Below are 12,106 nucleotides of genomic sequence, written 5' to 3'. Positions count from 1 at the left end.
GGTATGGATCATGAATGAAAATCATTATTTACTACTAACGCCAGGTCCGTTAACGACAACAAAAACTGTAAAAGAAGTTATGCTATACGATTGGTGCACATGGGACACTGAATATAACACGATGGTACAAGAAGTGCGAAGCCGCCTTGTAGCATTAGCGACAAAGGAAGAGGAACGTTATACAACAGTTTTAATGCAAGGGAGCGGTACTTTTTCTGTTGAATCAGTTATCGGTTCGGTTATTCCGAAAGAAGGAAAACTTCTTGTCTGTACGAATGGTGCGTACGGAAAGCGCATTGTACAAATGGCAGAAATGTTACACATTGATGTTGTTGTGAGCCAAACAGAAGAATGGGAGCCCACAAATCTTGTAGAAGTAGAAGAACTATTGCAAAAAGATCCAGCAATTACACATGTCGTTGTCGTACATTGTGAGACAACAACAGGAATTATTAATCCAATCGCCGATGTATGTAACTTAGGGAAACAGTATGGAAAAGTTACAATTGTTGATGCAATGAGTAGTTTTGGTGGCATTGAAATGGATGTTTCAAATCTGCAAATTGATTTTATGATTAGTAGTGCAAATAAATGTATTCAAGGTGTTCCAGGGTTTGGATTTGTAATTGCAAAGCGTGATGAATTAGCAAAATGTAAAGGACAAGCTCGTTCGTTATCATTAGATCTTTATGATCAGTGGGAAACGATGGAAGCTCAAAATGGAAAATGGCGTTTTACATCACCAACACATATTGTACGAGCTTTTTATCAAGCATTACTTGAACTAGAAGAAGAGGGCGGAGTTAAAGCTCGAAATGCTCGCTATCGTAATAATCAGCAAATATTAGTAAAGAGAATGAGAGAAGTTGGTTTTCAATCATTAGTAGAGGAAAGATATCAATCTCCTATCATTACATCTTTTATTTATCCGGAAGAAGGATTTGAATTTAATAGATTATATAATGATCTCAAACAGCAAGGTTTTGTGATTTATCCAGGGAAAATTTCGAAAGTAGATACGTTCCGAATTGGCAATATTGGTGATGTGCATGAAGATGATATTCATCGATTAGTAGATAGCATTACAAAAGGAGTTGTTATAGGATGAAAGTATTTTGTTTAGGTGGAGCCGGTAAAATTTGTCGCGAAGCAATTTTAGACTTAGTTCAATTTTCATCTTTTGAAATGATTACGATTGCTGATTTTAATGAAGAAGAAGGACGGAAAGTAGTAGCGTGGCTGAACGATCCACGTGTTGATTTTGTGAAGGTAGATGTTACAAATCATGCGGACACGGTAGCAAAGATGAGAGGCTATGATATTGTTATGGATGGCACAACGATTAAATTAAATGGGCTATCTACTCGTTGTATTGCTGAAGCTGGGTGTCACGGTGTGAATTTAAACGGTTTTGGCGAAGAGAATGATTCACATGATATATTTGTCCAAAATGGAAAAACATGTTTACCTGGATTTGGTATGACACCAGGTGTGACACAGATGATGGCGATGTATGCAGCGAATCAATTAGATACAGTGGAATCTGTACGTGTAAGTCATGGATCTTATCGTCCGATTGCTTTTTCAGCTTCGATTACGGAGACGACAACATACGAATATGATCCGAAATTACCGACGCGTACAGTATTTGAGGATGGTGAATTTAAACAAGTACCTCCATTTGCACGTCCAAGGGAAATTGAATTACCTGCACCTTACGGGAAAGCGGTTCAGTATATCATTCCTCACTCTGAAACAATTACGCTAGCTAAAGCGTTAAAAGATAAAGGCGTGCAGCTCATTGAAACACGCGGAACTTGGCCAGAGCAAAATATGCAGCTTGTTCGAGCTTTATATGATTATGGTATATTACGTAACGACACAATTGAAGTAAATGGTAAAGAAATCGGTATCATGGATTGTATTTCAAACTATTTACTGCAATCAAAAGAAGGGCAGGAAACAGAAGTCTATGGGTATGCGCTTCATGTAGAAGTAGTTGGAAAGAAAAGTGGTCAAAAAGAGTGTCATGTTTTATATCATACGCATCCTACTTCAGACGGATCTGTAGAAGGATGGGAGAATTTGAGAGCTTACACAAGGAATGTAGGGATTCCATTTGGAATTGCCACAGAGCTAATTGCAAAAGGTGAAGTGAAGAGAAAGGGTGTTGTAACACCTGAAGAGGCTTTCAAAAATCCAAAAATCATTTTTGATGAGTTAGAAAAACGTGGCATTCATATTCATGAAGAAGTTTCTGTAATAGAAGAAAACTATGATTTTGTATAAGTGAAATCCCCATATGAATCCCATCTCAAAATCTTGAGATGGGATTAGGTTGCCTATATAAGCGAGATAAATGAGGTGAAGTGATGTCTGTTGTTGGAGAAGAAAGAAAGCGTAGTATTCTTGAAAAAGTAGAGTTTAAGGGGAAAGTGAAAGTTTCAGAGTTAGCAAGTGAGTTTTCAGTATCAACAGAAACAATTCGCAGATATTTAGAAGAGCTTGATCGGGAAAAGAAGTTGAAGAAAGTATATGGAGGAGCAGTTCAGCTCCCAGGAGCGGGCATAGAGCCACCTATGTTAGAAAGAGAAATGCTATATATTGAAGAAAAGAAAAGAATCGGCTATAAAGCAGCAACTTTTGTAGAAGATGGAGATGTAATTGTTATCGATGATGGAAGCACACCGCTGCAAATGGTCCCTTATCTTGTTCATCGGAAAAACTTAACTGTTGTGACGAGTTCATTTCCTGTTGCAACCCAATTAATTTCTTCGATAAATAAAAAAATGTTTGATGGGGAAGTATTGTTTATTGGTGGAAAGGTGTCTCCAAAACATTGTCGTGTATCAGGATCTATTTCACAGCAAGTCATTCGTCAGTTTCATTTTCATAAGGCATTTATTTCAATTGATGGATTGTTACCTAGCTTTGGGGTCTCGAGTTTTGAATTGGAAAAAGCTAAGTTATCAGAAGCGATGATTCAGTTAGCGGAAAAAACATTTGTTTTATGTGATCATACAAAGCTTGGGGTAAAAGGAAATTATCGAATTGCCGGTTTTTCTAATATTGCGCACGTCATTTGCGATAAAAAAATGCCGTATAATTTTGAAGAATTAGTTACAAAAAATAATATTCGCTGGACGATTAGTTAAATATATGCTTCTTGTTCTAGTGGAAAAATTGACATAAAACCATTTCTTTTAGGTGGAAGAGAGGATCCGCTCATGGCTAGAAACGGTCAGTGCCTTTTTTAGCCCCACCCGATGTGAGAACAGAAGGAGAAAATGAGTGGAAATCTTCTTTTGTTTTCATAACCGAGATGTATATGTTAGAAAATCCTAATGGAGATATAGTGGTGAGAGGGGATTTAAAAAGTTTTGCGTGAGTACAAAAAGTGGACACATTTTTCATTTCCCTTCATATAATTTACCAATAGAAAAAAAGTTGACTGGAGGAAAGAAGGGGAAGAGGTGTCGGAACGCTTGTATAATAAACTTATATTGTATGCGAATGTATTACAAAAGCTTGGTATTATTAATGAACAAGAAAAGAGTGAGATGCTTCAAATGATAAACAAAAAGGCTCTATGAAGGAGCTTTTTTTGTTGTGTGGCATTTGCCTAAATTTCAAGTAGACGCAGAAATCGTATTGACAAAAAGAGATTCTCATGTGATAATTCAATTAAATTTTTAGAATAATCAAAAAATACTTCTTTTACATAGAAATGCCTAAATCATTATAGTGATATTCTCATGGGGGTGACGAAATGTTATTTTTTTTAAAGAAGTGGCAAGAGTTGAGGGATATAAAGATGGAATTAGCTCTTCGTGATTGGTTTTATGGTACAAAAATTAGTCTATCTATGCGGACATCACAAGAGCCATTAACATTTTTAGTCAATATTGAAGGAAGAGACAAAGGGTTATATGCAGAAGAAGACTTTATTGTAGTAAATAGTATGTGTGAGCCTGTATTTGAAAATGATGAAAAACCTGCAACTGAGTCGTTTATGCATGCTGATATTTATAAAAAAGGAAATGCAGATTGTATTTTGCAAGTTCAAACTGTAGATAGCCATTTAATGTCGGAGTTATATGGAAAAGAAGGAGAAGTTACATTTGAAAAACGTACTGTAGAACGCGTTTTTGGAAAAGAAGGTATTACAGAGATTACAATTCCGATTGTAGAAAATGAAAAGAAGTTCGCTGATTTATTAGAGAACCATGTTCCTAATTTTACAGAAGGTGGCGGAGCTGTACTTGTTCATAATTATGGAATGCTTGTATGGGGAAGGGCGCCAGAAGAGACGAAAAAGTGGTTAGAAGGATTAGAGTATTTAATGAATTATCATGTGAAATTATTGATGATTAAAGGGACTAAGAGTTCTTCAGTTATATAAAGAGAATTATGCAATACGTGCAAACAAATAAATGAAAGCGTTTTAAAAGTAATTTCACTCATAAAATATGGGTCTCCTTATTATATATAGATTACATGTCGTCATGTGAGGAGGAACGTATTTTGCGAGTTAAATATCATTTTCTGCCGAAACAACAGGTGACATTTTGTAAGGATAATGATTCGGGGGAACAGGCGTTAAAAATGATGAACGAGAAGGGATATAGAGCGATTCCTGTGCTTGCAGAAGATGAGAAGAAATTTAAAGGAATCATTTATAAAGTAGATATTTTAGAACGGAAATGTAATGGAGGACTAGACGATATATATGTGAAAGATATTGTGGAAAATAAATCTGCATTTATTTTTGAAAAGGATTCATTTTTTCGAGCTTTTTATGTAATTAGGCGTCTTCCATTTTTAGCTGTACTGAATGAGTACAATGAATTTGTTGGAATTTTAACACATTCTAATATATTTGATGTCATTGAAGATTCATTTGGGATGCAAACAGGTGGCTATATAATAACGATTGCAACGCAAGATTGTAAGGGAACAATTAAGGAGTTAGGAACGCTACTTAAGTCTTATCATATTGGTGGATTATTTACATTGGATAATGGTGATCGATATATGCGTCGAGTTATTGTAAACCTTACAGATGACTTAGATGAAAAAGCATTGGAAACCTTAATTGCAAAAATAGAGAAAAAAGGGTTTCGCGTTAGCCATGTAGATCATATATAAGGACAGTATAGAAATAGAGAACAGCATATAGCTGCTCTCTATTTTTGTTTGGAAACAGGTGGTGGCGAGAGGGCGAGATCGGATAAGAAAATAAAGTCTGCATGTTCACGTACTTTAGGAATGGTGGACTCAATAACACGAGAAGTAATTTCCCCAGGAGGACCGACATGACCAATTGCGACTACGACAGGTTTTTCTTGAATTCTTTGCAAGAGTACCTGTGCTTGCTTTGTAATATGAGATGATGTATAAACATCGTCAAAAAATAATTGATTTTCTACAATAGGAACTCCTAATTCTTTTCCGATTTTTGGTACTACGCTATTAGGATTTGTTTTACTATCTAAATAAAATAGCCCGTGTTTTTTACATACTGATAGTATAATGCGCATAATCCTTTCATTAGCTGTTACTTTTGAACCCATATGATTGTTCATCCCAATTGCATGTGGAACTTCTTGGATTGCTTGTTCAATCCGATTTTCAATTTCATGATCAGTTAAATCAATTGTAATGGCTTTAGGGCCAAGCCATTCTTTCTTTCCTTTAATAGGCTCCATTGGCATATGAATAATGATCTCATGTCCCTTTTGATGAGCAGCTATTGCATCTTGTTTTGTAGATGGAAGAAAAGGCATAACGGCTACAGTAAGTGGGATTGGGAGTGATAGCATTCTTTCCGTTCCCTTCATATTATTTCCGAAGTCATCAATTACAATGGCAACCTTATTTGTATGTGCATACGTTTGGAGAGGGAAAATGCCAATAGATAATGCAATGAAAAAAATAATAATATGTTTACGCATATATGAAGTTCCTTTCTGATTGAGTGATTTGTTGTAAGGCTAGTCCATCAAGTTTAGCCCGCTATTCGCAGGTAGTAAGCCCACTACTGATGGAAGTTTCACTTTATAAATCGTGAAATAAATTAGATATGTAATCCGCACGAACTGGTAGTAAAAGTCCGATCGGTGAAGGAAGTTTCTCTTTATGAAAATTTATTTTTTTCAATGAAATAGAATAGGCTACTTTATTTGTGAAGATGGAAATGAAAATCTATAATTATGATTTGCGTTTTTGACATAAATTAAACGAGAAAAATGTCGAAGTAATGTAAATCAAAAATTTAAAAAGCGGAGTTTATTTGTCGTTTGCATAAAATAATATGAAAAAAATGTCTATTATTGCGAATGTATTTACAAAGATAGAATAATTTGTAATAATTCTCAAAGTGAGGATAAAGATTTGTAAATTACAGGGAGAAAATGTTAAAATTTCTGAGTATTCCAATTCAAATGAAATATACATTTGTAGCTATGAATGTATAGAGTGAAAATGAAGTAGAGAGTATGGAAGAATAATGAGGGGGATATGGATGTTTACAGCAAAACGGAGGTACACAATGGAAAAGCTTTCGCGTGATATTCATATGAAGCGTGAAGAAATGATTCATTTAGGTTTAACCAACGGATTAAATAGTACGGAAACAATTCAAGTGAGTCAAGAATTGGACAAGCTTATTTTACAGTATCAAAGCTATAAAGAGAAGCGAACACCAAGATGGTTAACATTTATGAAGGTCCCTTTTTTTCAAATAGAATATGAAGGGAAATCAAGTGCTTTTTGGAAAATGTTTGTAACTGCTTTTATGAAATAAACATAATTACCCTCCTTAAAGAAGGATAATTATGCGGGATCTAATGGAAGCTTTATATGGACAGTGGTTCCTTTATTTTCTTTGCTATCAATCACAATTTGTCCATCATACATTTCTATAATTCGTTTGCATATGACAAGGCCAAGACCTGTTCCGGTATCTTTACTTGTAAAGAACGGATGAAAGAGGTGTTTTTGAATATGCTTTGGAATACCTTTTCCAGTGTCAACAATGTGTAATTGTGCGTGTTCTTTATTACTGGTTACCTGAATTGTTAATATATCACCAGATGACATAGCTTCAATTGCGTTTTTTGTAATATTTAAAACCACTTGTTTCATATGATCTTTTGAACAACGGATATGAACAGGGTGATCTGGTAACTGCAAGGTAAATATAATATTATACAAATGTGCTTCCGATTGAATAATTACTGCTACCTCTTTAATAATATCTCTTACATCATACTTTTTTTCAATAATCGCGGTTGGTTTGCCAAGAATAAGAAATTCGCTAACAATTTCATTGATACGTTTTATTTCTTGTTCAATAACAGAAAAATAAAACTGGTCTTGCTCTTGTGTATGTTTTTCTTTTAAGAGTGTTACGAGACCTTTAATTCCGGTAAGTGGATTCCGGATTTCGTGAGCTGTACTAGCTGCAAAAGTACCAACTAATTCAATTTTTTGTATTTCATTTTGTTGTCTCTCCAATTTTGTTTGTCGTTTCAGTAAAATATATTGAACGAGTAAAAATAAAATCGTCATTAAAAATAAAGTAACGAGACATTCTACCACAACCATTTGGTATAAAGTTGTTTTATGAATAGGTAATGGAGAAACGGAAACTTGCCATTTTAACTTTTGTAGCGGAGTAGAAAGCATATTTGTATGTGGCTTACTTGACTCGGTATTATCATCTCTTAAAAAGATAACGCCATGCGGATCGGTCACTTCAAAATGATACTGTGGCTTGATTGCATTTAAAGCAGATGAAATATAATCAAAACGCAAACTTGCTAATAATAATCCAGATACTTTCTTGTTTTTTGTAAAAACGGGTGTGGCGATTAAGATGGCTTGGTGGCCAAGAACACGATCGGTAATGACAGAAGATACAGTTGTTTTTTTAGTTTTAAAAGCTTCTAGTATGTAACTTCGATCTGCGACAGGAATGGGGGCTGTTAACCCTTTTGATGCTACTGCGATGAAAGCATCTTTATTCGCAAAGTATAGTCCAGAAAAACGTTCGTCTTTTTCGTCTGTATCACGAAGTATTTGTTCAATTCCAGTCATGTTTTCTGTTTGTGTATTTACGACCATGGAAAGCATTTCTAAAGCGGAAATTGCCTCACCGATATGATGATCTAAATAGTCTCTATATACAAATAAGGCAGTATGAGCAGCTAGCTTGTTTGATTGTTGCATTTGATATGTATGATAGGAATATAAAACTGTACCGATTCCAAGTGTGGGTAATATGGCAAGTAATATATAGAGAATGATGTTTCGTAAATTCCTGTTCAAGGTTGTTACTCCTTCTTTTTTATTATCATTATATATAAACTGTGTTAAAATTGTCATGGTTTTATTTAATATGTGATGGTTAGTATATTTTTAGTAGAAGGAACGAGTGAAACTGATAAGTGATTGAGCAATCACTCAGAGACAAAAGGGGCGATTGATAGGGATTTGCTTTATGAATAACCTTTTTATTTGGCAGATTGCCTCGAATGCTTGTGAATTTAGGTGAAGGGTTGAAATTGTATGAAATTAAATGATGGACGAGAAGATATTTCTCAATCTTTAAAAGTGTTTATTGCACTATCACGTGTGCACCGTGCTGTTATGGATACTACAAATAAGTCAATACAAAGTAATGGACTAAATCCAACTGAGTTTGCTGTGTTAGAATTGCTATATCATAAAGGCGGTCAGCCGCTTCAACAAATTGGAGAGCGTATTTTAATTGCAAGTGGAAGTATTACGTATGTTGTCGATAAGTTAGAAAAAAAGGGGCTTGTAAAACGAATTCCATGCCCGAATGATCGACGTGTTATCTATGCACAGTTAACAGAAGAAGGAGAGATTTTCATCGCTTCTATTTTTCCAAATCATGAAAAAGTTATACACGATTCATTTGAAATGTTAACAAAAGATGAGAAGAATGAGTTGTTATCTTTACTTAAGAAAGTCGGAAAGTATGAAAAATGATATATACATAAGTATAAATTGAAAAACCTTTCTTTTTTGATGGGAGAGAGCATCCGGCCATGCATAGAAGCGGTCAGGTCCTTTTTCAGCCCCGTACCAAGTGAAAACAAAAGGAGAAAATAAGTAGTAATTTCCTTTTATAGTTCATAGCCATGACTTTATGTGTTGGAAATGAACAAAGGGTTATCTCACAAAGTCCCGAGTAGTGATGGGAATTTCCATTTATATAAGTACAAATTGAAAAACCTTTCTTTTTTTGATGGGAGAGAGCATCTGGCCATGCATAGAAGCGGTCAGGTCCTTTTTCAGCCCCGTACCAAGTGAAAATAAAGAAGGAAAACGAGTGTAGGTCATTTTTGTTATTCGTAGTAGGGAATTATATGTCGAAAAATCAAAATCGATTTATATAGCATGTTAAAAAGCTTTCGATGTAAAATGATCAAAGGCTTTTTTGTTTATCCTGCTATTTATGGGGATAACTTCCCTCCTCTAAAATTCAATGAAAGAAAAGAATATAGCTGAAGGAATGCTATAGCTTCTGATGAATTTTGCTGAAGAATAAAAGGAGATTCAGAAAAGGAAATGGAATTATAGTAAGGGGACATATAATCGAGAGGAGGCATATTCATGTCATTTCAGAACTATGAATATAAACGTCCGAATACAGAAGAATTACAAGAAAAATTTACTGCAGCTTTAGAACAATTTGAGAATGCAAAGACAGTAGAAGAACAAAAGCAAGTAATTGGTGTAATTAATGAGATTCGCAATGATTTTGGTACAATGGGAAATATTTGTTATATTCGCCATTCTGTTGATACAACAGATGCATTTTATAAGGGAGAACAAGATTTCTTTGATGAGTATTCTCCGATTGTACAAGGATATGGAACGAAATATTATAAAGCATTGTTGAATTCTCCATTTCGTGAGGAACTAGAGGCTTATTATGGGAAACAGTTATTTGCTTTAGCAGAGTGTGATTTGAAAACATATTCAGATGAAATTGTGAAAGATCTACAACTGGAAAATAAATTATCTTCGCAATATACACAACTTTTAGCTGCTGCAAAAATTGATTTTGAAGGGGAAGAAAGAACTTTATCACAACTTGGACCTTTTATGCAACATAAGGATAGAGATATGCGTAAAAGAGCAAGTGAAGCGTATTATGGTTTCTTAGCAGAGCATGAAGAAGAGCTAGACCGTATTTATGATGAACTTGTAAAAATAAGAACAAAGATTGCCAAAACACTTGGTTTTAAAAACTTTGTTGAACTTGGATATGCAAGAATGTATCGAACAGATTATAATGCGGAAATGGTGGCAAATTATCGTAAACAAGTACTAGATTACATCGTTCCAGTTGCAACAGAATTACGAAATAGACAAAAAGCACGCATCGGTGTAGAAAAATTGACTTACTATGATGAGGGTTTTGAATATGCAACAGGGAATCCGACTCCAAAAGGAGATGCAGAGTGGATTATTAATCATGGAAAAACGATGTACAAAGAATTATCAAAAGAAACAGATGAATTCTTTAACTTTATGCTAGATAATGAATTATTAGATTTAGTTGCGAAAAAAGGAAAAGCTGGCGGCGGTTATTGTACATATATTGAAAATTATAAAGCTCCGTTTATTTTCTCAAACTTTAATGGAACATCAGGCGATATTGATGTGTTAACACACGAAGCGGGGCATGCGTTTCAAGTATATGAGAGCCGTAAGTTTGAAATTCCAGAGTATAATTGGCCAACGTATGAAGCATGTGAAATTCATTCCATGAGTATGGAATTTTTCACATGGCCATGGATGAAATTATTCTTTGAGGAAGATGCGGATAAATATTATTTCTCTCATTTAAGTTCAGCGCTACTATTTTTACCATATGGTGTATCAGTTGATGAATATCAACATTATGTATATGAAAATCCAGAAGCGTCTCCAGAGGAGCGTAAAGCGGCATGGCGTAACATTGAAAGAAAGTACTTACCACACAGAGACTATGAAGACAATGATTATTTAGAACGTGGCGCTTTCTGGCAACGCCAAGGGCATATTTATAACTCTCCTTTCTATTATATTGATTATACATTGGCTCAAATTTGTGCACTGCAATTTTGGAAGCGAGCAAGAGACAATAGACAAGAAGCGTGGGAAGACTATGTGAACCTTTGTCAACAGGGAGGAAGTAAATCTTTCTTAGATTTAGTAGAGGTAGCAAACTTAACATCACCATTTGCTAATGGATGTGTCCAGGGAGTAATCAATGAGATTCAAGTGTGGTTACGTGCCGTAGATGACACAAAATTGTAAAAATACCCCTTCGTTTTCGCGTATTTTATAATCGACACATCCACAAAATAATGAGATAATATAAGAAAATTCAGATTTATTTAAAGGGGTGTTTCTAAATTAGAAGCGCCTCTTTTTACCAAAAAAGAGGGGGGAGAATTATGCTTCAATCTAATATGAATGTTAGTTTGGAAACTTTGCTGCAATCGTTACAATCTACAAGAAACACACTATTATCAGAAATTGAGATGTTAAATGATACGGAAGTAAATGTAAAACCGCGCCGTGATAAATGGAGCATCACTCAAATTTTGCATCATCTGCACTTAGTTGAACAATCTGTTACATCAGCTCTGGTGTATGCTTTACAGAAAAAAGAAAGAAAAGTAGTCCCACTCAAAGATCTCCAACTTACTCTTGATCGAACACATAAACGAGAAGCTCCTCAACAAATGCAACCAACAGAGACATTAATGAAAAAACAACAAATAATTCAATTGCTCGAACATTCACGAGCAGAATTATTGCATACATTGTACAGTATTATAGATGAAAGTGAATTATTCGAAAATTCGTTAAAACACCCTGTGTTTCATGAAATTAATTTATATCAATGGATTCAATTCCTTGATTTGCATGAACAGCGCCATCTTACACAGTTAAAAGAAGCAAAATATGCGATTTTGCAAAGATAAAGAAAAATTCGCATTGATATGGGAACTATATATAATAAATAAAGGAAGCGAGTTAGTAGTTATCTCGCTTCCTTTATTTTATTCAGCTATTC

At 34.7% G+C, this 12,106-nt stretch carries 11 protein-coding genes; 9 read left to right on the top strand and 2 right to left on the bottom strand.

Features of this window, described 5'->3' with window-relative positions:
• The first annotated feature begins 10 nt into the window (after window positions 1–10).
• The 5 genes from phnW to cbpA all read left to right on the top strand — a co-directional run bounded on the left by phnW (window position 11) and on the right by cbpA (window position 5,148).
• Window positions 11–1,108: a 2-aminoethylphosphonate--pyruvate transaminase gene (gene phnW / locus AAIE21_RS08205; RefSeq protein ID WP_343266301.1), complete on the top strand. Its 1,098-nt coding sequence runs from the start codon at window positions 11–13 to the stop codon at window positions 1,106–1,108.
• On the top strand, window positions 1,105–2,289 hold the full coding sequence (locus AAIE21_RS08200; protein WP_343266299.1) for a saccharopine dehydrogenase family protein: 1,185 nt from the start codon (window positions 1,105–1,107) through the stop codon (window positions 2,287–2,289). The genes phnW and AAIE21_RS08200 overlap by 4 nt, the downstream gene beginning before the upstream one ends.
• Before the next feature lie 83 nt (window positions 2,290–2,372).
• Window positions 2,373–3,155 (top strand): DeoR/GlpR family DNA-binding transcription regulator, encoded by a 783-nt coding sequence (locus AAIE21_RS08195; RefSeq protein ID WP_343266298.1) that lies wholly within the window; start codon window positions 2,373–2,375, stop codon window positions 3,153–3,155.
• 614 nt (window positions 3,156–3,769) lie between these two features.
• The gene (locus AAIE21_RS08190) at window positions 3,770–4,402 is read left to right on the top strand and encodes a class II aldolase/adducin family protein (protein ID WP_343266297.1); all 633 of its coding nucleotides are present in this window, start codon (window positions 3,770–3,772) and stop codon (window positions 4,400–4,402) included.
• A 122-nt stretch (window positions 4,403–4,524) separates the two neighbouring features.
• On the top strand, window positions 4,525–5,148 hold the full coding sequence (gene cbpA, locus AAIE21_RS08185; protein ID WP_343266296.1) for a cyclic di-AMP binding protein CbpA: 624 nt from the start codon (window positions 4,525–4,527) through the stop codon (window positions 5,146–5,148).
• A 38-nt stretch (window positions 5,149–5,186) separates the two neighbouring features.
• Here the strand turns inward: cbpA and AAIE21_RS08180 are convergent, their stop codons facing one another.
• Window positions 5,187–5,954, bottom strand: coding sequence for a divergent polysaccharide deacetylase family protein (locus AAIE21_RS08180; protein ID WP_343266295.1), 768 nt, complete (start codon window positions 5,952–5,954; stop codon window positions 5,187–5,189).
• Between the two features lie 569 nt (window positions 5,955–6,523).
• On the opposite strand from AAIE21_RS08180, the gene AAIE21_RS08175 reads away from it, so the two are divergent.
• Window positions 6,524–6,805 (top strand): Spo0E family sporulation regulatory protein-aspartic acid phosphatase, encoded by a 282-nt coding sequence (locus AAIE21_RS08175; protein WP_343266294.1) that lies wholly within the window; start codon window positions 6,524–6,526, stop codon window positions 6,803–6,805.
• 29 nt (window positions 6,806–6,834) lie between these two features.
• Here AAIE21_RS08175 and AAIE21_RS08170 read toward each other — a convergent pair whose 3' ends face one another.
• Window positions 6,835–8,388 (bottom strand): ATP-binding protein, encoded by a 1,554-nt coding sequence (locus tag AAIE21_RS08170; protein ID WP_481858664.1) that lies wholly within the window; start codon window positions 8,386–8,388, stop codon window positions 6,835–6,837.
• Window positions 8,389–8,571: 183 nt separating this feature from the next.
• On the opposite strand from AAIE21_RS08170, the gene AAIE21_RS08165 reads away from it, so the two are divergent.
• The 3 genes from AAIE21_RS08165 (at window position 8,572) to AAIE21_RS08155 (ending at window position 12,014) form a co-directional block, all read left to right on the top strand.
• Window positions 8,572–9,018: a MarR family winged helix-turn-helix transcriptional regulator gene (locus AAIE21_RS08165; RefSeq protein ID WP_343266292.1), complete on the top strand. Its 447-nt coding sequence runs from the start codon at window positions 8,572–8,574 to the stop codon at window positions 9,016–9,018.
• A 627-nt stretch (window positions 9,019–9,645) separates the two neighbouring features.
• Window positions 9,646–11,340: a M3 family oligoendopeptidase gene (locus tag AAIE21_RS08160; protein WP_343266291.1), complete on the top strand. Its 1,695-nt coding sequence runs from the start codon at window positions 9,646–9,648 to the stop codon at window positions 11,338–11,340.
• A 140-nt stretch (window positions 11,341–11,480) separates the two neighbouring features.
• The gene (locus AAIE21_RS08155; protein ID WP_343266290.1) at window positions 11,481–12,014 is read left to right on the top strand and encodes a DinB family protein; all 534 of its coding nucleotides are present in this window, start codon (window positions 11,481–11,483) and stop codon (window positions 12,012–12,014) included.
• Window positions 12,015–12,106: the final 92 nt, after the last annotated feature.

This window comes from Paenibacillus sp. 102 (genome assembly GCF_039549175.1).
Lineage (GTDB): Bacteria > Bacillota > Bacilli > Bacillales > Bacillaceae_G > Bacillus_A.
This window is presented reverse-complemented; position numbering and strand designations above follow the sequence as displayed.

Excerpts from the sequence above, each read along its gene's own strand:
- phnW (WP_343266301.1), top strand. The coding sequence starts at position 11 with ATGAATGAAAATCATTATTTACTACTAACGCCAGGTCCGTTAACGACA.
- AAIE21_RS08200 (WP_343266299.1), top strand. The coding sequence starts at position 1,105 with ATGAAAGTATTTTGTTTAGGTGGAGCCGGTAAAATTTGTCGCGAAGCA.
- AAIE21_RS08195 (WP_343266298.1), top strand. The coding sequence starts at position 2,373 with ATGTCTGTTGTTGGAGAAGAAAGAAAGCGTAGTATTCTTGAAAAAGTA.
- AAIE21_RS08190 (WP_343266297.1), top strand. The coding sequence starts at position 3,770 with ATGTTATTTTTTTTAAAGAAGTGGCAAGAGTTGAGGGATATAAAGATG.
- AAIE21_RS08180 (WP_343266295.1), bottom strand. The coding sequence starts at position 5,954 with ATGCGTAAACATATTATTATTTTTTTCATTGCATTATCTATTGGCATT.
- AAIE21_RS08175 (WP_343266294.1), top strand. The coding sequence starts at position 6,524 with ATGTTTACAGCAAAACGGAGGTACACAATGGAAAAGCTTTCGCGTGAT.
- AAIE21_RS08170 (WP_481858664.1), bottom strand. The coding sequence starts at position 8,388 with ATGACAATTTTAACACAGTTTATATATAATGATAATAAAAAAGAAGGA.
- AAIE21_RS08165 (WP_343266292.1), top strand. The coding sequence starts at position 8,572 with ATGAAATTAAATGATGGACGAGAAGATATTTCTCAATCTTTAAAAGTG.
- AAIE21_RS08160 (WP_343266291.1), top strand. The coding sequence starts at position 9,646 with ATGTCATTTCAGAACTATGAATATAAACGTCCGAATACAGAAGAATTA.
- AAIE21_RS08155 (WP_343266290.1), top strand. The coding sequence starts at position 11,481 with ATGCTTCAATCTAATATGAATGTTAGTTTGGAAACTTTGCTGCAATCG.